The organism is Streptomyces sp. NPDC091287, from assembly GCF_044768525.1.
In the GTDB taxonomy this organism is placed as follows: domain Bacteria; phylum Actinomycetota; class Actinomycetes; order Streptomycetales; family Streptomycetaceae; genus Streptomyces.
Genome location: NZ_JBIVUV010000017.1, coordinates 57,589 through 78,766, shown reverse-complemented (window position 1 = coordinate 78,766; position 21,178 = coordinate 57,589). Strand labels below are relative to the sequence as shown.

The 21,178-nt window shown below is 67.6% G+C and carries 18 protein-coding genes and 2 pseudogenes; 15 read left to right on the top strand and 5 right to left on the bottom strand.

Annotation, left to right across the window (positions count from 1 at the left end; all coding sequences use genetic code 11):
* Positions 1–7 precede the first annotated feature (7 nt).
* From ACIQRW_RS27205 to ACIQRW_RS27195, 3 genes and pseudogenes are all read left to right on the top strand, one after another.
* Positions 8–436 (top strand): hypothetical protein, encoded by a 429-nt coding sequence (locus ACIQRW_RS27205; RefSeq protein ID WP_403764885.1) that lies wholly within the window; start codon positions 8–10, stop codon positions 434–436.
* Between the two features lie 151 nt (positions 437–587).
* Positions 588–974: pseudogene (locus ACIQRW_RS27200) on the top strand (DEAD/DEAH box helicase family protein); the annotation flags it as partial.
* Between the two features lie 479 nt (positions 975–1,453).
* On the top strand, positions 1,454–3,187 hold the full coding sequence (locus ACIQRW_RS27195; RefSeq protein ID WP_403764883.1) for a helicase C-terminal domain-containing protein: 1,734 nt from the start codon (positions 1,454–1,456) through the stop codon (positions 3,185–3,187).
* A gap of 165 nt (positions 3,188–3,352) precedes the next feature.
* Here ACIQRW_RS27195 and ACIQRW_RS27190 read toward each other — a convergent pair whose 3' ends face one another.
* The 5 genes from ACIQRW_RS27190 to ACIQRW_RS27170 all read right to left on the bottom strand — a co-directional run bounded on the left by ACIQRW_RS27190 (position 3,353) and on the right by ACIQRW_RS27170 (position 8,057).
* The gene (locus tag ACIQRW_RS27190; protein ID WP_403764881.1) at positions 3,353–4,186 is read right to left on the bottom strand and encodes an HNH endonuclease; all 834 of its coding nucleotides are present in this window, start codon (positions 4,184–4,186) and stop codon (positions 3,353–3,355) included.
* A 272-nt stretch (positions 4,187–4,458) separates the two neighbouring features.
* A complete protein-coding gene (locus ACIQRW_RS27185) occupies positions 4,459–4,932 on the bottom strand; it encodes a TrmO family methyltransferase (RefSeq protein ID WP_403764879.1) in 474 nt (157 codons plus the stop codon).
* 39 nt (positions 4,933–4,971) lie between these two features.
* A complete protein-coding gene (locus tag ACIQRW_RS27180) occupies positions 4,972–6,363 on the bottom strand; it encodes a Tat pathway signal protein (protein WP_403764877.1) in 1,392 nt (463 codons plus the stop codon).
* Positions 6,364–6,528: 165 nt separating this feature from the next.
* The gene (locus ACIQRW_RS27175) at positions 6,529–7,068 is read right to left on the bottom strand and encodes a GNAT family N-acetyltransferase (RefSeq protein ID WP_403764875.1); all 540 of its coding nucleotides are present in this window, start codon (positions 7,066–7,068) and stop codon (positions 6,529–6,531) included.
* Positions 7,065–8,057, bottom strand: a complete 993-nt coding sequence (locus ACIQRW_RS27170; RefSeq protein WP_403764873.1) for a hypothetical protein — start codon at positions 8,055–8,057, stop codon at positions 7,065–7,067. Before ACIQRW_RS27170 ends, ACIQRW_RS27175 begins: the two co-directional genes overlap by 4 nt.
* Positions 8,058–8,846: 789 nt before the next feature.
* On the opposite strand from ACIQRW_RS27170, the gene ACIQRW_RS27165 reads away from it, so the two are divergent.
* The 12 genes and pseudogenes from ACIQRW_RS27165 to ACIQRW_RS27110 all read left to right on the top strand — a co-directional run.
* Entirely contained in the window at positions 8,847–9,446 is a 600-nt protein-coding gene (locus ACIQRW_RS27165; protein WP_403764871.1) for a hypothetical protein, read from the top strand.
* 41 nt (positions 9,447–9,487) lie between these two features.
* A complete protein-coding gene (locus ACIQRW_RS27160; RefSeq protein ID WP_403764869.1) occupies positions 9,488–9,886 on the top strand; it encodes an ATP-binding protein in 399 nt (132 codons plus the stop codon).
* The gene (locus tag ACIQRW_RS27155; protein ID WP_403764867.1) at positions 9,886–10,305 is read left to right on the top strand and encodes a hypothetical protein; all 420 of its coding nucleotides are present in this window, start codon (positions 9,886–9,888) and stop codon (positions 10,303–10,305) included. Before ACIQRW_RS27160 ends, ACIQRW_RS27155 begins: the two co-directional genes overlap by 1 nt.
* 292 nt (positions 10,306–10,597) lie before the next feature.
* A complete protein-coding gene (locus ACIQRW_RS27150) occupies positions 10,598–11,062 on the top strand; it encodes a hypothetical protein (protein ID WP_403764865.1) in 465 nt (154 codons plus the stop codon).
* Positions 11,050–11,511, top strand: a complete 462-nt coding sequence (locus tag ACIQRW_RS27145) for a DUF6415 family natural product biosynthesis protein (protein ID WP_403764864.1) — start codon at positions 11,050–11,052, stop codon at positions 11,509–11,511. Before ACIQRW_RS27150 ends, ACIQRW_RS27145 begins: the two co-directional genes overlap by 13 nt.
* Before the next feature lie 418 nt (positions 11,512–11,929).
* Positions 11,930–13,135, top strand: a complete 1,206-nt coding sequence (fxlM, locus tag ACIQRW_RS27140) for a methyltransferase, FxLD system (protein WP_403764862.1) — start codon at positions 11,930–11,932, stop codon at positions 13,133–13,135.
* 63 nt (positions 13,136–13,198) lie between these two features.
* On the top strand, positions 13,199–13,390 hold the full coding sequence (locus ACIQRW_RS27135) for an FxLD family lanthipeptide (protein ID WP_403764860.1): 192 nt from the start codon (positions 13,199–13,201) through the stop codon (positions 13,388–13,390).
* A gap of 79 nt (positions 13,391–13,469) precedes the next feature.
* Complete coding sequence (locus ACIQRW_RS27130; RefSeq protein ID WP_403764858.1) at positions 13,470–16,370, top strand: lantibiotic dehydratase; 2,901 nt, start codon at positions 13,470–13,472, stop codon at positions 16,368–16,370.
* Positions 16,367–17,611, top strand: a complete 1,245-nt coding sequence (locus ACIQRW_RS27125; protein ID WP_403764856.1) for a lanthionine synthetase C family protein — start codon at positions 16,367–16,369, stop codon at positions 17,609–17,611. The genes ACIQRW_RS27130 and ACIQRW_RS27125 overlap by 4 nt, the downstream gene beginning before the upstream one ends.
* A 20-nt stretch (positions 17,612–17,631) precedes the next feature.
* A complete protein-coding gene (locus ACIQRW_RS27120; RefSeq protein ID WP_403764854.1) occupies positions 17,632–18,462 on the top strand; it encodes a thiopeptide-type bacteriocin biosynthesis protein in 831 nt (276 codons plus the stop codon).
* Positions 18,446–19,567 carry a hypothetical protein gene (locus ACIQRW_RS27115; RefSeq protein WP_403764852.1) on the top strand — a complete coding sequence of 374 codons (1,122 nt, stop codon included), beginning with the start codon at positions 18,446–18,448 and terminating at the stop codon, positions 19,565–19,567. The genes ACIQRW_RS27120 and ACIQRW_RS27115 overlap by 17 nt, the downstream gene beginning before the upstream one ends.
* A gap of 340 nt (positions 19,568–19,907) precedes the next feature.
* Positions 19,908–21,173, top strand: a pseudogene (locus tag ACIQRW_RS27110) (ABC transporter ATP-binding protein); the annotation flags it as partial.
* Positions 21,174–21,178 lie beyond the last annotated feature (5 nt).

The window sequence follows — 21,178 nt, the reverse complement described above, 5'->3', positions numbered from 1 at the left end:
GTCAGGTATGACCAACCCGTTCGACGCCCAGTTCAGCGGCACCCTGCACTCTGCACGCGAGATCCTGCCGGAGAGTTCCGTGCTCCTCTTGGAGGGCAAACTTCGCCAAATCCACGCCGAGCGGCCCGATCTGGATGTGCAGGAGGTCGTGAGCATGGCCTTGGACGTCTTTCAAGGGGACGCGATTGATGCTCGGATCGCCATGGAGGAGGCCGGTACGCGGGTCGATGAGGCGGCTGCGGCGGAAGCCGCCCGCTCGGCGTCCATGCAACGCATCTCAGAGCGCTCGGGCGACCTGGACGCTCTCGAAGCCCAGTTCCCCGGGAGGGCCACCATGGCCGAGGTGCTCGCCGCTGTGGGCGCCTCGTGGGCCGACCTCGGGCTGAGCGAACAGGACGGCATCCTGGTCGAAGAAATCCGCCGAGGCATGAAGTGAGACACGCCGTGTCTCCTGCTCGGCAACGGAGACGGCCCAGGAAGGCGCTCGTTTGTCCGATGATTCGAACGCCCACTCTTGAACCGAAAATGGAGCACCGAGTCACCGCCCAGCACCGTAGTGTCCTGATCTCACGAGCGAGGAGCGAACGGTGGTATACGCAGCGAAGCCGGACTTCGAACAGAACCTCGCGGATTTCGGATCGGCGAGGTTCACTCAGCTTCGTCCTGGTCAGCTCCAAGTCCTAGCGGCGTACGCGGAGCAGCACCTCGACACTACAGACCTGGCCATCGAAATGCCCACCGGCGAGGGGAAGACCCTGCTGGCGTTGCTGATCGCCGATCATGCGCTCTCACGCGGGTGGTCAGTGGCTTACCTGACCGGCACCCGGCAACTCGCCGAGCGGGTCGAAGAGGAAAGCGAAGCATTGGGGCTGGAGGTCGTCCGGTTCGCCTCGAAGGACTACGGCGGCGCCAAGCTCGACGACTACCACCAGGCCCGGGCCGTCGGTGTGATGAACTACTGGGTCTACTTCAACAGCAGCCCCATCCCGAAGCCCGTCGATCTGGTCATCTTCGATGACGCCCATCTCGCCGAGCAGCCCCTAAGCGGGCTGCAGACCCTGCGCATCCCTGACAAGCCTGGTCCCGCTCGCCAGCTATACCGGACGATCTGCGAGCTGGTGGTGGCGCACACCGACGCATATCCCGGTCTGCGCGCGATGCTCGACGGCACAGCCCAACCCGGTACCCCACCCGAACTGCTGTCCTTCCGAGACTGGGACGCGATCGCGGTTCCGACCCGTGACGCCATCGCAGCATCTCCGCTCGTCACAGACCGCGCGCTCAAGGACGAGGCGATGTACGTCTGGCCCGCTGTCCGCGACCACCTACTCAATGCGGCGTCCTCATTGGTCCCTCTGGCATCGAGATTCGCCCCTACCACCCGCCGACTGCCCTCAATTCCCAGTACAGCCGGGCCAAACAGCGGATCTATCTGTCGGCCACCCTCGGCTCGATGGACGACCTCCAGCGGCGAGTCGGTGGCGAGCCGGTCACCCGCCTGTCTACCGCCACGCCGCTGCCGTCTGGCGCGACGGGCGAGCGACTGCTGGTACTCAACCCCAGCGCCGAGCACCCCTTCGACCCGAAGGTCCTCGGGTGGGCTCTCACCCAAACCCATGCGGCCGGCGGCCGAGCCGCCTGGCTGTGCGCCAGCCACGCGGAGGCCGACACCCTTCAGGAGACCCTCACCGGCTATGGGCAGCAGGTATACCGTCTTCGTCCCGGCGACGACTCGATAGTCGAGACGTGGAGCGGAGTCGCCAGCGGCCACCTGATCACCGCCGGCCGGTACGACGGGCTCGACCTCGCGGGCGATCTTTGCAAGTTGGTCATCATCACCACTGTCCCCCAGGCCAGCAGCGAGTTCGAACGATTCGTCGTTGCCTACCTTGGCGACGCCAGCTTCATGCGCCACCGCGTGGGCCAACGAGTCACCCAGGCGCTGGGCCGCGCCAACCGCGAACGGACTGACCGCTCCCTCTACCTCGGACTGGACCCGAGCTTCGCCCAGATGCTTGCCGACCCCGCAGTCCGTAAGTCGATCCCCGCAGGTACCGAACCCACCATCCGCGCTGCACTGGAGATCTACGATCAAGGCTGGGAAGGCTCCTTGCGTGCCTGCGCCACCTTCTGGCAACCAGCCGAGCAGCCCTCCGCACCTGCCGAAGCCGCGGCCCCAGCGGGCCCTCGCCGCAAGGTTCGGCCCGGCCGTAGCACCAGCGGGAGCAGTGACGTCTCCAGCGCCGACGCCGAGGTGTCCGCAGCGACCGACCTCTGGCTCGGCGACCACGCGGGAGCGGCCCAGAAGGCGGGCGAAGCGGCCGCTCAACTCGCCACGGCCGGAGAAACCGAACATGCAGCGTTCTGGCGCTACGTGGAGGCCCACGCCCACTTTGACCGAGGGCGCCCTCAAGACCGGGTCGCCGCGCGCAAGGCTCTGGAGGACGCCATCGCTGGCGGACCCCGGACCACCTGGTTCCGCCACCTGGCACGTACCGTCGCCGACCTGGAAGGTTACGAACACACCGCTGACGACACCGATCGGTTCTTCCTTGTGTGGGACGAGTGGCGGCGTGAAGCCGGTGGCCGGCTCGACCGTGTCCTGACCGAAGGGCGCGCTCTGCTCAACGGCAGCCACGATCAGCAATGCGAAGGATTGACCACACTTGCCCGCCTCGCGGGCGCCATCGGCGAACGCCCTCCGAAGAAGGAACAGAGTGCTACGGACTGCCGTTGGACTTGGTCCACGGTCAAGCGGGCCGAGCGCCGCGTCTGGGAGGTCAAGACCGTCCCAGAGGGTGAGCCTCACCCGCTCAACCGCAGCGACGTGAACCAGCTGCTTGGACAAATCGAGGTCGAGACCAGACGCTCCGCGAAGACCCGCATCTACGGCTGTCTGCTCACCCCGGCGACTACCACACAAGACGACGCAGCCGAAGCGGCTCACGACAAGATCGTGCTAGTCAACCACGGCGCGGCGGTGAGGCTCTACGACGTGCTGGCCGACCGGCTCCGCCAGTACGACGCACTCTGCGGTGGCAACAACGCTGAAGCGCGCGGTGCGGCTCGCACGAAGATCGAATCGCTCCTGCCACAGGAAGACCGCTGGCTGGGCAAGCTGCTCGCTCCCTCGCGAGGGCGACTCATAACCGCAGATGATGTAGGCGCCATCTTCCCGTCGACGTGACGCTAAACAGCGAACTGCAGGAAACAGGTGTGTGGAGCAAGAGCGTGCGGCTGACCTGAAGTTGAGCGCTCGCGGCCGCTTGCCTTACAAAATTGGGCAGGCGGCTGCGGCCAGCGCTGACTGAACATGCCCCGAGGCTCCGGGGTGACTGCCCAACTGCCACCGTCAGCGTCCGATTTCGAGTCGCTTCAGGACCTCCGCCCACTCAGCGTCGACTGTCGGGTACCCCTCGGCCCTGCCCTCGCTGATGAGTTTGTCGAACTGGGTTCTGGCCCGGGGGACGCCGAACCTGGCAGAGGGATACCCGTAGGGTTCGAACTTCCGCTGGAACCAGGCCGTACGCCGCGCGTCGATGACTTCGGCCTGCACCCTTTCAAGCTCGTCCAGGACCTCCAGGACCTCGGTGTGGGTGAGCAGGTACAGCTCACGCAGGCTCTTGTTGTGCAAGGAAGCTCCGTCGAGCAAGGAGCCTTCGCCGCTCCAGCGCAGGCACAAGTCCATAGCAACGTGCCAGACGACTGGGTTCTTCTTGCCCTTCGTCCGGTTGCAAGGGCGGCATATCGGCAGGAGGTTCTTCAGGTCGTCGGCACCTCCGTCCGAAAACGGGATGACGTGGTCCATCGTCTGGGATCGGCTGGCGCAGTAGAGGCATGTTCCGTCGCCGGCGGACAGGACGGCCAGCCATTCCCAGATCATGAACCGTCGCCGTCTTCGCCCCATCGCCTTTCCTCTCACTGACGCGGCAGTGAGCTGCCCCCTGAGGAGAACTCTTTCACGGGCTGATCGCCGGAGCGAATGCCGTCGCGCCCAGCTCCATGGCTCAGCTGAAGTAGTTGGCGAGGGCTTCCACCCGCGGGTCGACGCCGACGGTCTCCTCGGGCGGGGCACCGGCACCAGGACCTGGGCGAGGTCCAGGTGGCGGTCCGAGGGGCCGACACCGTCGAGGTGGCCGCGCAGCTCCACGTTCATCCACCCTTCCAGCGGCAGCAGCTCGCCCATGAGGAGGCGGCGTGCCGACCGGGGGCCGATCTCCCCAATGCAGTCGTCTTTGAACGGGATCGCGCTCCCTCGGCGGCCTGCTTCCAGGCGCTGGCCAGCTTGCGTACAGAGGAGCCGTGCTGGGACTGCACGCTGCGGCGGAGAACCCGCAGCAGAGTGAGCGAACCTGCGGACGGCCTGGTGGACAGCATCCCCACACCTACGCCTCGGGGGCAGCAGGACCAGAAGCGAAGGATGCGCTGTGACCCCGCCAGGAATCGACGGTGCCCCGTTCAGCCGTTGTCGGTCCAGTAGTCAACCAGCATCTCGCCGGGCCAGGCGGGCTCGTGAACTGCGCCGCGCGGCCCCATCTCGGTGAAGAACGGTGACACGTCGTAGATCTTCGTGCCGACCACCGCGTCCAGGTCAGTCACCCGGAGCCGAAGGCCGTCAACTTCCAGCAGGCGCGGAAAGCTCTGTGCCAGTTGGTTGGGACGCCGATGGTTGCGGTGCGCGAACGTCCCGGTGGCAGGCCACTGGGCGTTTCCCCGCGGGCTCCGGGCGTGATATTCGACGTCATCAGGTGATGCCTGGTCGAAGTGCCACACCACCACTAGGTGGGAGAACTCCTCCAGGCCCTGCACGGAGTCGATGGGGAACTCAGCCTGGTCGAGCTGGATCACGGATTCAATGCCGCCCCAGTAGTCATCGGCCACCTCGGTGCGGCCAGCGATGACTTCCCCGATCGGCTTGATCTCCAAGGCCATGGGCCCGTCCCCTCGACTCGAATGTATGGACGCTCGCGATCAATCTACTTGGGCGAGATACGAGGCCGCGCGGGCGTCGAGGGCGCCCACTGCGGGGATGCCACGCTTGCGGTAGGGCGACAACAGGTGTCGCATCTCGACGACTCTCTGCCGGGCGCGGCCGGAGTAGATCCCGTCCTCCATCTCGTCCAGGACGCTGGTCCACGTTGTGCACGCCTCTTCCACACCACCCTGGGCGATCTGCGTTGCGCCCATGTACCCGAGGGTGACCGCGTGCGTGCGCCGGAACGCAGCACCGCGTGTACGCACGGAGCGGCGAAACTCTTTCACTGCCTGCTGGTGATCGCCCAAGTCCCGCAATGTGCAGGCTGTTTCATGAGCAAGAGACGCCTCCCCGAAGAAGAACGTCCGGTCAGGCTCCTTGATCCCGTCGTGTGCTTTGGACAGATCATCCTCCGCTCGCAACAAGGCTTTCGCCGCCCGGCCGTTGTGGCGGTTCGCTGCGAGAGCCCGCGCGTGCACCACACCCAGGAGCGCGCGCTCCCGAGGGGTAGCAGCTGTGTACCGCTGCCCGTGGACCGAAGCCTGCGCGAGCTGGAGCGCTTCGTGGCGGAATCCCATGTCGAGGGCCTGGTGGGCCATGGCTCGCAGGATGTGCCCGCTCAAGGGCGCGTCGCCGGACCGGGCTGCCAGCTTCACCGCGATGTTGAATCGCTGGAGCGCAATGGCGTGCTCGCTGTTGTCGAAGGCCATCCAGCCCGAAACGTAGGCCAGTTCTGCCGAGGCGGAGAACATGGCGCGCCGGGTCTCGTCGTCGGCGAAGCGTCCTCGGAGGAAGCTGTGAGCGTCGTTCCTCAGGTACCCGTCGACGGCCCGCCGGCCGTGTCCGCCTCCGCGCCGTTGGTCCATGCGCGAGAACGCGAGGGTCAGTTCCCGTACGGTCTCGACGTCCCCGTGGCCGACCCGCTTCCGAGCCGCGGTCTCCTCGGCCGGTGGCTCGGCCATGGCCTGCCACCATGCCGCGTCCGGCAAGCTCAGGGACGCCGCAGAGTACACGCCGCCTGCCAGCAGTCGACGCCGGTCCGTGTTCACGCCATTCCCCAAGTCGCTCAGCGCGATCAGAGGATCGACGCGCCAGTCCAGCGCCTCCTGCGCTGGCGAGGTGGCGGCTGCGAACCCGATCTCTTGTGGCGTGATCTCACGCTTCAATCGACGGGACAGCGCCTGGCACAAGATAGCGGGAGCGATCCCTGATGCCTGGACGCCGCCCACCCACATGCTCACGTGGGACCGCCCGATCTTGGAGTTCTCCAGCACTTCGCCGTTCAGCGTCTCGACGGCGACACGGTTGTAAGCGGCGGCGGCCTGAGCCCGTGACCAGCCAGCTTCCAAGAGGAGCGAGGCAAGTCGCTCATTTCTCTCGCGCGCCATTCTGCGCCCCCGCACCAGAAAACGATCTTTGACCACGTTGACCGACCCGCCCCGCCCGCTAACGCGGGGACGGGCACACACTCAACGTAGTACTCAACCGCCTTACGGCGCAGGGAAGGTGTCGCAAAGTCACCCTGCCCACAGCGGCCCTCCAACCAACTGAGGTCAGCTCGTCGGGCGGATCATCACCGTGAGGCGGGGCGAAGCAGGGGAAGGCTGGCTGTGGCCAATGTCCGTGTACCTCCATGTTTGGTACAGGGCATGGACTTTCCCGTCGCCGGCGGCTTCGTTGACCATGAGCGTCACGTATGGCTCGTCGCGGGCAGCGAGTAGCGCGTCATGGATGCCTCGCGCTACTCCCGTCCCCCGCCAGCGGGGACTCACACCGATCTCCTTCAACGCCAGCGCTGGCTGCGCCGTGTACTTCTCGCTGGGCGCAGGGTTGGTGCGCTGCCAGTACCGGTCTCCGTCCTCGATCTTGTTCCCGTAGGCGTAGCCCACGGGGCGGTCGCCTTCGTAGGCGAGTACGGCCTGAAATCCGGCTTCAGAGCCGTGCCGGTCCAGTCGCTCCCCGAACGAAGAGATCGCGTAATTGGCGAGGTGCAACAGCGGGGCACGCACTTCGGCGTAGACATCGAGCAAATCGCCGCGCGCGGCGCCCAGGTCGGTGAACGATCGAAGTTCGGTGGCGGGTGCCGAGGTCATGCTGTAGCCCTCCAGGCGGCGGTGTGCTCGGTCCAGGAACGTACGCTGACGCCGCCCGGTGCGGTGGCACGCAATGCGGCGCCGAACTCCTGAAGCATGGCCGAAACCCGGGCATGTTGGGTAGCTGCCTCCGCCGGAACCCCCATTGCGGTGTGCGTGGCGGTGTCGACATCTCCCTGGGCGAGCTGGGCTTGCGCGAGACGGCTGGTTGCGATCGCGCGTGAACGTCGCATGTGCGGCTTGAGCGCAGCGAGGCACTGGTGCGCGTGGTACTCGGCGGTAGACCATTCGCCAGCGGAGAGATGGGCCGTGAGGGCAAGCGAATGCAGTTCCGCTTCGTCGTAAAAGGCCATCAGCCACACCGGGCGGAAAGCAGCCGGGTCAGCTCGGAGAAGGGCTTCCCACGCCTGATCAAGAGTGCGGGGCAAGCCGGTGCGCTCGTGCGCGATGCCCTGGATGGCCATCTGCCGGGCCATGCCCAGCGAGGCAAACATCGGGTCGCGGCGGGTGATGTGCAGATTGCGCGCGACGTCGTTCGCAGCGCGAGCATCGGCAGGGCGCCCGAGGTGTCGATAGAGGCTCCCTGCGTGTGACCAGATGCGGAACTTGATGGCTTGATCGCCCGACAGTTCTGCAAGGGTCTGTGCTTCACGCATGTGACCGACGGCGTCCTGAAATCGGCGGCCATCGATTGCCGCCCACATCGCTGAGGACCGAAAGCTGGCTGCGGTGGCGTAGAGGCTGCTGCGTACCCGTTGAGTGGCGCTGCCGGAGTTCTGCAGGTTCAGGGCTCTGTCCGCGAGCACAGCAGCACGGCTCTCGATGTCGGGCTGCCCTCCACGCTTGTGGTCGCTGGCGACCACTGCGGCGAACTTCTCTTGCAGACGCCCTACATCGGCCATCCCGATTCTGCGGGTTGACGTGGCGCCTGGGGTGGCGGCAGCCACTGCCGCCGAAATCGATCCGGCGACGAGGGTGCGGCGATGCATGGGGTCCTCCTGCAATGGGGCTGCCGTGGTTGGAGGTCTGCCCCGTGGCACGAACCCTAAGTCGACTGCGGACCGCCCGGAGATGTGCTCAAGGACTGTGCGCGTAATCGCATTGGGCCATCGGACCCGACCGGCGCGCCACTCCCGGACCTGTCGGCCGTCGTAGGTACCAGGTCTGCCTGTAAGGCACTCGACGGCCGTATTTACGGCCTGGGCAAGGTCGTTGGCGCTGTACTGCTGATCAGCCATCCACGCCTCAAGGGCCCCGTTCCGAGCGGCTTCCATGACCGCAGAGTAGACCTTTGAGTACGCATCGTTAGGCAAAGAGAAGACCAAAACCCCCTAGGGGGCCCATCGCGGTTGCCGGCGAGATCCCCTAACCAAGCCTTCCCGGACGGGAGTTACCTGTTTCAGGCGGCACCGCACAGGAGCAGCCAGGCGGGTGTCCACAAATGATCTTTGACCACCTTGACCACCCCCAGGTCCTTGACCCCATTCCGGACACCGCGGATTGGCGGTTCGCTCTTGTAGGCCAGCTACCAGACGAGCGGGAGCACTTCACATGAACGCCTCCACTGGCACAACCGACGCCGTGAGCGCCGACCGCCTGGCCAGCGTCGACCTGCCGTGGAACCGCGTCCCGCTGGGGAGGCCGTAATGCCGCTCGCGCTTGCCGACAGGCTGACGGAGTACCGGGACAGAGCCGCGTATGTCTACCAGTGGCCGCTGTACCCCCCGCCGGAGCCCTGGAGCCCGGAGCCCGCCCGACCGCGCAAGGCGCCGGCATGGATGAAAGCCGAGCGTCGGGCCTCTGAGCGGTGGCGCACGAACGAGGTACGCAGCACGCCCGACCCGATCGTGAGGCTCGGGGTCGCGCGTCGCGAAGTCCTTGACCACCATCTCGCGCACCTCGAAGCTCACGGCCGGACCCCCCGCGTCTGCCTGTACTCCTTGAATCCGCTGCGGGAGCGTCCGGCACCCTCGTTCGCTGCGCCCCGCGCCTACGCCGCCAACGAGGGGTGGCGGATCGGCGCCGATCACTGCATTGCGGACCGGCTTCGTAAGACGGACCCGATGCACCGCCCCGGCTGGCGCTGGGTGCTGCATCTGGTGCACGCCGGGCACATTGATGGCGTCGTGGCTCTGGCTCACACGGACATCAGCCCGCACCTGGACGAGTACGAACTCCAGCTCGACCTGATGGCTCACTACGGCGGGTTCGTGGCGCTCGTGACGCCGGAGAGCGCAGGGGCGAAGCGTCGAGTGACCCCGCCGGCGGAGGCACCCGAGCTCACGTACGGAGTGCCCTCGGGCGAGGTGAGCAGTGCTCGACGCAATGGCGCTACACGAAGCATCCTCTCCCACTGCGCTCGACCGGGAGGAGCATGATGAGCCCCGCAACGTCTGACGTAGTCGTCACCGCGTGCGAAATGCAGCAGGGCATCGGCCCCGGATTCACAGTCGCTCCGTTCACCCCGGACAAGCACCGAGTCGCGCAGATGCGCAAGATCACTGCGAACCGACTACGACGCTGGCGGGTAGCTGAACCGACCGTTGAGAACGTGGTACTCGCGGTGTCGGAACTCGTGACCAACGGCATTCAGCACGGGCACGGCGCCGTAGGGCTGAAAGCCATCTGCGCCGACGGTCTACTGCGAGTCGAGGTGACAGACGGCAACCCTGACCCGGCCAAGCTCGCCGAGGCGGACGACGACGACCTGTCCGGCCGCGGCCTCTTCCTCGTTGCCGTCCTCGCCCACAACTGGGGAGTCAGCGACGACGGCCACACCACGTGGTGCGCCTTCCGTCTTTCCTCGGGGAGGAACTGATGACCGCCCTGATGTGCGAAAGCGCTGCACCCTTACCCGTCGCAGCGTTCGCCAACGACGCGGAGACAGCGAGCCGAGTCGATCTCGGCCTGCGCCGCTTCCTCGCCTCTGACGCGGTCACCGTCGACCTGTACGACGACCTGGAGACCGTTCTCGGTGAGGACGCTGCGCGCCTCTCCGCGGAGGACAGCATGGCCATCGTGTGCCGGTTGAGGGCCGTGACTCCGACGCTCAGATACGTGGTCGCGCGCCTGTTGAGGCCCTACCCATCGGAGATGGACGACGTCATGGCCCGAAGCAGCGAGTTCCCCGGCCCGGAGGACGCCCACGGGCACCTGGTGCGCTTCGCCAGCTCGATCCTCACCGTCCTCGACCTGATGGGGGACCTTGCTGAGCTGAGGGAGGACGCCTCCTCATGACGCATTCCTCCACCCCAGACGTCGGGCTGCTTCCCCTGCTGGCCCGACTCTCCGCCCGGCGCTGGGAAAACACGGCTCCGCACGTCCCCCGTGGGGAGTCGCAGCGCCCCAGCACCGGGCGGGACACCCGCCGGATCATCCTCGCGGCACTTTGCGCGCTCACCCCCGCTGGGCTGCGTCGCTCTCCGCGCCGCCGGCCGCCCCCCGTCATACACGGCTTGGTAGCCGCTGAATCGCGGTTCGCCGAGCTGTACCTCCAGATCGCTCATACCCGCCAGAAAGGAGCGCAGCAGTGACCACGGCCACCGCGAGGATCGTCCTCGCCCCCAGGGAGCGGCAGATCATCGAGGGTCTGTGCGATGGCAGCACGCTCGCTGCCGTCGCCCAGGACCTCACGATTCGGGAGGGCACGGCCGCGGGCTACCTCAAGCTGGCGAAGCGGAAACTGTACGGAGTGAGCGACAACGCCGCCGCCATTGCAGTCGGCTACGCCACCGAAGCCATCGCACGCCCGAAGTCGCTCGACCCGGATGAGTTGTGCCTGTCCCTTGAGCAGCGGCAACTCGTGCCGTTAGTCGCGAGAGGTCTGCGCTCCGCGCAAATGGCCACCGAGCTGAAGCGGCCGGTCAACATCATTCGCCGGGACGGCCGCGACCTTATGTCGAATCTGAGGGCGAAGAACCCCGCTCACGTCGTCACGCGGGCCTGGCAGTACCAGATCTTGACAGCAGAGCGGGTGATCTCATGGCTTCCCTGATCGCCCCGGGGAATTCCGTGGTGTCGCCCGAAGCACACGAGCACATGACCTCACTGACCCCCGCGGTCCCCGACAAGGTCGAGATCTTGGCCCTCGTCGGGGCTGCGTTGTCCTGGGACGTAGACAGCACCGCCCGCCCGGCGGTCAAGGACGCCCTCGACATGGCCCGCCAGTTCACCGACTACGGCCGGATTGTCGCCGACGACCTGGAGACGCAGATCCTCAGCTTGCCCGCGGACTCGGACCTCTACATCAGGTCACAGGCAACTCTCGGCGAAGTCAGCAGACGGCTTCACCTGAGACCTCCGGTCCAGAGCGCTTCACCCCAGTCGGCCGGCAAACGCGCACAGAACCTTGCTCGCCTCGTCCAAGCCCTGAATCGCACGATCGGTGAGGTTGTTCGCGAGCAAGTCCGCTCTCGCCCCGTACAGGCACCGCAGCGGGAGTGACCTTCAAGACTGGGGCCTCCTCTCGGTCATGTGGACCTTCGGTGCCGTGCACGAGGAGGCCACACCGGGAAACCGCGCCCTGGCCGCACTCCGTGGAGGAGCAAGCGGCCGACACGCTCAACCGCTCGCCAGTCGTCACCGGCAGGTGGGGGGGCACAACCCGGCTCCCGGCCTGAAAGGACGGCTCGGTGCCGGAGGAAAAGCGTGGGGAGGAGTCGTCTCCCGGCGGCCCCTCCCCACACCGAACTGATCAAGAACGGCAATGCCACGTCATCTGAACCCCATAGCGAGCCACTTCACACGCCATCCGCGCTCGCGGCGCGTAGTCGGCCTCGGAAACCTGAGCCCTGACTAGCGTCCTTGCCGCAGCGCCGTCCAGGCACCATGCCACCGCCCTTCAAACGAACCAGGTCATCGCATGACTACAACTGACGCTTCCGCCGTCCGCGATCCCGACGCACTGCGCGCGGACATGCTGCGCGCCCTGCATGAGCAGGACGGGATCAAGTCCGAGCCCGTCGCCGCTGCCTTCTCAGCGGTGCCACGGCACCTGTTCGCCCCCGACGCACCTCCGGAGCTTGCCTACGACCTACACAAGACCGTCCCGGTCAAGACGGACGAGAACGGCCTGAGTCTCAGCGTCATGTCCGCAGCACACCTCCAAGCCGTCATGCTGGAACAGGCCGAGGTCCGGCCCGGCATGAACGTATTGGAAGTCGGGTCCGGCGGCGTCAATGCCGCCTACCTGCAAGAGCTTGTCGGAAGTACGGGCAACGTCACGACCGTCGACATCGACAGCGACGTCATCGAGCGGGCCCGCAAGTGCCTGGACGACACCGGCTACACCCAGGTCAAGACGGTGCTGGCTGATGGTGAGGGCGGGGCTCCCGAGGGCGCCCCGTATGACCGGATCATTGTGACCGCCGAAGCCTGGGACATTCCGCCGTCCTGGGTTGATGGCCTGGCCGAGCAGGGGCGGATCGTTGTCCCCCTCAAGGTCCGGGGTACCACTCGCTCAATCGCCTTCGACCGCGAGGGAAGCGACCTGGTCAGCCGTTCTTACGGCCTGGCTCACTTCGTGCCCATGCAGGGCGAAGGTGCCGCCGAAGAGCGCAAGGTGATGCTGCGGGAAGGCGTCGCGTTGCAGACGGACGACGTCCGCGTACCCCTGGAGCCCCAAGCTCTCAACGAGGCCCTGAACATGCCCCGGCTGGAGCGTTGGTCCGGCGCTGCGTACGACCTGCCTGACGAGCTGGAGCTGTTCCTCACGCTGAACCTGCCGAGCCAGGCCCGGCTCCACGCCTCCGAGAACATCGTCGCGAGCGGGCTCGTGGAAGCGTCCGCCCTCATGGGCGTGCCCGCCCTGGTGAGCCGGGACACCATCGCCTACCGCACTCGCCGCGAGAACGCCGACACCGACGGCTTCGAGAGCGGCGTGATCGCCCACGGCCCGCAGGCCGAAGCGCTCGCCGAGGTGTACGCGGACCTGCTCCGCCGCTGGGCGCAGAACTACCGCCGGCGGGGAGCCGCGACGTTCCGCTACCGGCCGGGCCCTGCTCCCACCCCCCTGTCCAAGGACGCCGTACTGCGACGCCATGGCGTCGTCACGGTGGCCTGGGCCTAGAACTCCGGGGCTCTCGGGCCTCGGGACCGTGCAGCATCCCTCAACTGCCCAAGGAGGCAACGCATGACCGTACAGATGGAGCGTCCGCTGACGCCCGCGCAGCCGGCCGTCACACCGAAGTCGTCCAGTGAGACGGCGGACTGGGAGCTCGACATCACCATCGTCGAGGGCGGCCCCGCCGCGGATCAGCTCATCCGCCTGACGAGCGACGGCTGCAACTCGACGTGCGCCACGGCGTGCACGAGCTGCCCGTAACCAGCACCGACCCCCTTATAGCGGTGTCCGGCCACGCCTGTACGGGCGCGGCCGGGCACCGCGCGGCCACAGGAGGCACATGTACCGGCACGTCGATGCAGCGCTGATTCGGGCCGCTGCGGGACACCCTGAGCCAGTCGGCTGGCCGACCCTGGTCGGCACGGCCGCAGGCCCCGCATCGTGGCGAGCGTGGGCGCACCAGACTTGGCAGAAGCCCGAGTTCGCCACCGCCGTCACCACCGCCAGCCCCGACCTCGCGCGCCAGGTCGAACAGCTCAGCGCCGGCCACCCACTGCCGGATTCCACCGTGCGCCGGACGGTGCTCGCTGTCCTTCGTTACCTGCTGCGTGCCCGTACGCGCGCGACGCCGTTCGGTCTGTTCGCCGGAGTCACGGCCGCACGGATAGGTGCCGTGGCCACGCTGCGCACCGGTTCCGCACACCACTCCGCAGCCAGGGCAGACGCCGAGCACAGCACGGCCCTCGTCGACCGCTTCGAGCGGCACCCCGTACTGCAACCGCATCTGATGTTGCTCACCTCCACCCTCGTCGTCGAACGTGACGACCATGCGGTGATCGAGCACCGGCCCAGCGGAAAGCGCGACCTCGGCCCCGAGCACGTACGGATACGACTGACCGGGCCGGTGCGCGGAGCACTGGATGGTGCACGCACCCCGATCCGCTGGGGCGACCTCATGGCGAAGCTCGCGACCGACTTTCCCGGCGCCCCTGCCGTGACCATCAACACGCTTCTCGCGGGCTTGGTCCGACAGCAAGTTCTACTCACCAACCTGCGCCCGGCGATGACGATCAGCAACCCCCTCACCGGTCTTAACGACCACGCTCACCACCTGCCCCATCACGAGAGGGCCGAAATTCGTGAGGCGCCCCGGCCTGCGCTCGACCTCCGGCTGGACTGGGACCTAACCCTTCCCGAAGCCGTGGCCCACGAAGCGGCAGCGGCAGCGAGTGCCCTCACTCGACTCGCCCCCCGAGCTGCACTGACTGGCTGGACCGAATGGCACGCCCGTTTCCTCGGCCGGTACGGGCCGCGTGCGGTCGTCCCCGTCCTGGACGCCGTCGACGCCCTCGGATACCCGCCCGGCTACCTCGGGGCCACGATCAGGCCGGCGTCCTCTCCGCTGCCCGATCGGGACGGCCGCCTCATCAAGCTCGCCCAGGCTGCCGCCGCGCAGGGCCGCGTCGAGGTCGCGCTCGATGACGCCGCGCTGGAGGGCCTGGCCACCAGCGATCCCGGCCGCCCCGTCCAGCCCAGCACCGAGTTGACCGTACGTATCCACGCCACGGACGTATCGGCGCTTCAGCGGGGCGAGTTCACCTTGCACGTCGTGGGAGTGGCGCGGTCGGCCGGATCGACCACCGGCCGCTTCCTGAACCTGCTCCCCGACGAGGACCGCCGTCGCATGTCCGAGGCGTACGCAGGGCTGCCCGCAGTGCACCGCGGCGCGCTCGTCGCACAGATCAGCGCCACCCCGCTGTCCGCGCGTGCCCAGAACGTCGCGCGAGCACCACGGGTGACCGACTTGGTGATCTCGCTGGGCGAGTACCAGAACCCGGGCACCACCCTCATTCCCGTCACGGACCTGGCCGTCACCGCCGACACCAAGCAGCTCCATCTCGTCTCACTGTCCAGACGCCGTCCGGTGCACACCCTGCTACTCAACGCCGTAGACCTGGGCCTGCACTCTCATCCGCTCACCCGGTTCCTGGCCGAGGCGCCCGTGGCGCTGGCCGTCCCCTGCACCGGGTTCCTGTGGGGCACCGCCGCCTCGAACCTGCCGTTCCTGCCCGCGTTGCGATACGGCCGCACGATCCTGTCCCCGGCCCGTTGGCGCCTCACCCGCGACCAGCTACCCGCCGGGTCAGCGCCGTGGGCGCAGTGGGACGAGGCCCTGACTCGGTGGTGCCGCGACGTCCACCTTCCCGAGCGGGTGTGCCTGAGCGAAGCAGACCAGAGTCTCGCCCTGGAGCTGGCCGAGACCTCCCACCGGGCGCTCCTGCGCGCTCAGTTAGACCGCGACGGCACGGCGATCCTGCACCCCGCTCCCCGCCCCCAGGACCTGGGCTGGACCGACGGCCGGGCCCACGAAGCTGTGATCCCGCTGGCCGCCGACCAGAACCGGTCCCCTGTGCGAACGACGGCCCACGTCGTCACCCGCGAGCACGGGCACCTCCCCGGCAGCGGGAGCCACCTCTACCTTCAACTTCACGGACGCCGCGACCGGCAAGATCCCATCCTGACCCGGCACCTGCCAACGCTGCTCAGCAAGCTGGGCGACCCACGCTGCTGGTTCGTCCGCTACCCCGACCCTGCCGAACACCTCCGCCTTCGCCTTACCTGCGCGCCCGGCACCCTTGGCACGGCCTTCGAGCACATCGGCGCGTGGACCGAACAGCTTCGCCGCCGCGATCTGATCACCCACACCAGCGTGGAGACGTACCACCCGGAGACCGCGCGGTTCGGCGGTCCCGCGGCCCTCGACACGGCCGAGGCGTACTTCGCCGCCGATTCCGCCGCCGCGCTCGCCCAGCTCACGGCCGCAGGAACGAAGGGTGCACCGGACGCCCGCGCGATGACCGCCGCGAGCATGGTGGACATCGCCACCGGCCTGCTCGGCGGCCAAGCCACGGCGATGCACTGGCTCATCGAGCACACCCGCACCGCGCCGGCCCCGCCGCCCCGCCCCGTCTACCGCCAAGCCGTCGACCTCGTGCACACGCACCCCGCGGGCTTGGACGAACAGACCGCCGCGACCTGGTCCGCGCGGCGGGCAGCACTGGCCGACTACTCCCACGTACTCGCGGAGACGAACGAAGATCCCGGCGCTCTACTGCCTGACCTGCTGCACCTGCACCACGTACGGATGTGCGGGCCCGGCCTGCCGGAAGAGATCACGCACCTGCACCTGGCCAGGGCCGCCGCCCTGAGCTGGACGGCACGAGCAAGGAGAACACCGTGACCACGACAGCCCACGCCCCCGCCGCGCTGTCGACCGCCGACAAGCTGGCTAACGCGTTGGCCGACCCGACCACCGTGTGGCCGAGCGGTCGCCCCAGCGGCGGCCGAGCCTGGCCCCAGTCGCTCGCAGGAGGCGCTTCGGGCATCGCCCTGCTGCACATCGAACGGGCCCGCACCGGACACGGCGACTGGGACACCGCGCACACCTGGCTGGCTGTGGCAGTGGATGGAGCGATCAGTGCAGCAGCCAACGCGAACCTGTACTTCGGCGCCCCCGCCCTGGCGTTCATCACGCACCGCGCGGCGAGCGCGTCAAGCCGCTACCTGCGGCTTCTGGAACGCCTGGACACAGCCACCCTCGCCGTCACTCACACCCGTCTCACCGCCGCCCACCAGCGGATCGACCACGGTGAACGCCCCCCGATGGAAGAGTTCGACCTGATCCAGGGCCTCTCCGGACTCGGCGCTTACCACCTCAGCCGCCACCCTCACCACGAAATCACTCGCGACACCCTCACCTACCTGGTGCGGCTCACCGAGCCCCTGCTCGAACCGGCCGGGCTGCCGCCCTGGTGGATGAACGTCGCCCCCACCGGCGCACCCCATCCCGACTATCCCGGCGGCCACGGCAACTTCGGGCTCGCCCACGGCATCGGCGCCACCCTGGCCGTGCTCTCGCAGGCCCTGCTCTACGGGGTGGCCGTGCCTGGCATGAACGACGCTGTCGAGCGGATCTGCGCCTGGACCGACCGCTGGCGACAAGGCGACGACGCCCAACCCTGGTGGCCCGGCCAGATCACCGAGCAGCAAGCAGCCGACGGCCGCGTCCACTCCGATCTACGCCCGCGGCCCTCTTGGTGCTACGGCGTCAGCGGCACCGCCCGCGCCCAGCAACTGGCCGGACTCGCCCTGGGAGACACGGCCCGGGTACAGGCCGCCGAGCGCGCGATCCTCTCCGCTCTGCGCGACCCCGTACAACAGGGCCAACTGCCTGAGATCGGGCTGTGCCACGGGATGGCTGGACTCCTTCAGGCCGCCTGGCGAATCGGGGCCAACACGGACAACCCCGAAATCACCGCCGAGCTGCCCCGCCTGGCCGACCGGTTGATCCGAACACTCGACGGCAAGCCGCACATTCCGGAACTCCTCGACGGAACTGCCGGCGCAGCGCTGGCCCTGCACACCCTCGGCACGGGCCGTGCTCCGGCCCCGTACTGGGACACCTTCCTCGCCCTGGCGTGATCACCCCGGAGGACCCCTTCATGAGCACACGTCACTGGTGCCAGGCCAACGTTGCCTTCGCCAACTGGGAAGAGGCCGAGACCACGGCCATATCCCGCATCACCCCCCTCTTACGCGCGGCGGAGAGTGACGGCGCACTCAGCGCCTGGTTCATCATCCGAAAGCACCCCTGCTGGCGCGTCCGCTATCAGAGCACCGCCGCCGGGCAAGAGCGCATCGGCACGGTTCTCGACGGCCTGACCGCCGAGGGGCACATCAAGAGCTGGACAGAAATCATCTACGAGCCGGAGCGCCATGCCTTCGGCGGTGATGGCGCCATGGCCTCTGCCCACCGCTTCTTCCACCGCGACACCCTCGGCCTCATCGGGTTCCTGGAAAGCAACGCCGGCCGACATCGCCGAGAGACATCCCTCATGTTGTGCGGGCTCATGATGCGCTCCGCCCAACTGGACTGGTACGAGCAAGGCGACGTCTGGGCCCGCGTGGCCGCACACCGCCCGCAGTCTCCCCAGTCCGCCTCACCCCACGGTGGACAGCTCCACGATGCCGTACACCGGCTGCTGCGGGTCGACCCGCAGTACGCGATGCAGCCGGGCGGACCGCTGGCCCATGCAGCTGAGTGGGCCCGCGCCTACGTCGAAGCTGGCAGCGACCTGGCCGTGCTCAACGAGACCGGACGCCTCCACCGGGGGCTACGGGATGTGCTGGCTCATCACGTGTTCTTCGCCTGGAACCGGCTCGGCCTTCCGTACACCGTGCAGGCGACCCTCACGGCCGCCGCGAAAACCGTGATCTTCGGGCCGGACACAGCCGCCGAGAGGAGCTCCGCAGACTATGTGGAAACTTCCTGACACCCTCGCAAGGCGCTTCCCGCTCGTCGCCCGCCCGCGTCCTTCGTGTCTTCCACTGCCCCAGCGCATCCAGGCCCTTTCCCTCCTCGCAGACTCTGCGGCGGCTCAGGGCGATCTCAACAAGGCGTCCACCGTCTACAACCAAGCCGCCTTGATCGCCTCCGACATCGGCGACACGGACGCGGCCCGCTCCTGGTGCCGACAGCACGCCGCTGTCTATCTGGACGCCGCCCCTCTCGAAGCCGCAGACGCGATCCGAGCCCTGGAGCCCGTCGTCAACCTCGTCCGACTTCAACTCCGGACTGGCAACGCAGATGCGGGGTACCAACAGCTCGAATGCCTCTTCAACGCCGTCGCTGCTGACCAGTCCGCGCACATCGATGGAGTGACCGTTCCCGCAAGCATCGTGTGCACGGCACAGGACCGCCGCGAAGTCACCACCTGGCTGTGGGCCGTCCTACTGGCCGACGGGACCCGCGCCCTGACCAGTGCCGGCCGCTGGGGCGAAGCGCTGTCGCACATTCGACGCCATCGCGGTCTTGGTCGCCGAATGCTCGACGGACGTCAAGTAGCGTTGCTCGCAGCGCTGTTGAGCGCGGACACAGCACACGCCAACCACCTGCTGACCCACACGGAACCGGGCGACGTCTGGGAAGCCGCTGTCACGGACTGCCTGACGCTCCTCTGCCTCCGCAGCAGTGACCTGGAATGGCGGCGCCCTCTGCACAACCTCGTCGACACCTATCTCGCACTGCCTGACCGTGAGGGGCTAACAGCCTTCCGATCTCGGCTTGGGCTGGTCGTGCTGGATCTGGTGAGCTCACCAGAGGATTCGGCTGCCAGGCGGGTCGTGACCGATCTTTGTCGCCGCGCCACGAGGACCGAAGACGGCTACGCCGCACGCGATGCGCTCTCACACCCGTTGACCCGCGAGCTGGCCACGGACGGCGAAGCGAAGGAATGTCTTCGGCTCCTCAGCTCCTGCGCGCTCCGAGCCGGAGAACTACCCGCCCAGGAGCGGGCCCAGCTCGCCCGAGCCGTGCACCAAGGCAATCGAACCATCCACGCGCGGCTCAGGTCGGCGACGGCATCGGAAACCCTCTGATGACCAAGCGCGCACCCGGCTTGTGCCCTGACTGCCGCGAGCACCATGACCGGGTGCACCATCCGCTCTCTCATCTGCCGTACGTCATGCCCCCGCCCCTCCCGCCGGACGGCCCTCGGAACCTCATCCGCCCCAGAGGTTACGAGTGTCGGCGATCCGGCCAACTCGCGCGTCCCGAGTGCGGCTCCGTAGCGGTGCACACACGCCTGCTCCGTTGCTACGTAAGGGCGCCTACGCGTCCGAAATCGAGCGCGTTCGATTCCTCATCGGCATCGTTATGCCGTGCACTGCCGGGCCATCCAGGCGCGACATCAATCCCAACAGGAGGGAACAGGTGACTGTGACTGCCGCCTCGACCGAATCCCCCGAGACACCGCCCCCTCCACCACCCGCCACAATCACCTTCAACGGCAAGCACGGCAAGAATCCGCTGGCAGACGCCAGTTTCAGCGCCATGTGCCGCCGCCTCCCCTCGGTGCTGGGGCGCACCGCGCGAATGGCGTGGGCCGTCGACAGAGCAGCCGCTCTGCTACTCCTCGCCTGCCAGCTCCTTACCGGCATCACAGCCGGCGTCGTCCTCGCATTCACCGCACAGGCCATGACCCACATCCTCGGCAACGACGAGGTATCCGAACGCCTACACGACGCTTTGCCCGCCCTGATCGTCGTCACGGCCGCTGCCGGCGTCGGCCGTATCAGCGGCGCCCTATCCTCCTACGCCAACGGTCGGATCACTCCGCGGCTGATGACCGAGGCAGACGTCGCCTTGGTAGCCGCCGTGTGCCGGGTCGAATCCTCGGCCTACGGCCAAGACGGCTTCAAGGACAGGCAGGAGGCCGCAGAGGTCGGTGTGACGCGTACCTCGATGATGGTGCAGGACGCTCAGCGATTCATGTCCGCTCTGGTTCGCATGATCGCTGCCAGTTCGGTCATCACAGCTCTTCACCCCCTGATGCTGCCGCTGTTGCTCCTGGCCGTCATTCCGGCCGGCGCCGGGGCAGTCCTCTCCGCGCGCGTCGACTACGAGACCCACTACCTCAACGTCGGAGACCGTAACGTCCGTGCGCTTATGCGGTCGTGGGCCACCTTCTCCCGCCATGGGGACGAGGTCAGGGCCAACGGCATGACCGGCTACCTCATCTACTGGTACCGAGCCCTCTCCGACCGCATCGACCAGCGGACCCTTACCGCAGCCCCCCGCCTGCTGCGCATCACTCTCGCCACCAGCGCCCTCGGCGGAGTGTTTCTGTGCGGCACATGGGCAACTCTCGCCTGGCTCGCCGCCACCGGTCGCGTGGGACTGCCCATTGCCGCTACCGCCGTCGTCGCCGTGCAGACCACACTCGCCGCCCTCAGCAATTTCGTGATCTACGGGGCAGCACTGTTCCACACCTCGCTCTATCTGGCCGACATGCGCGCGTTCCTCGACATGGCCGAAGAGCTGGCACCCAAGCGCGGCGAACTGACGATCCCAGAAGTCGTCGAAGAGATCAGGATCGACGAAGCCGTGTATCAGTACCCCGGGAAGGACGAACCCGCCGTCGCAGGGGTGTCACTCTCTTGTAGGGACCGCGCCGTACTGAACTCCGTCGAGGCGAGCACCAGCGTTAA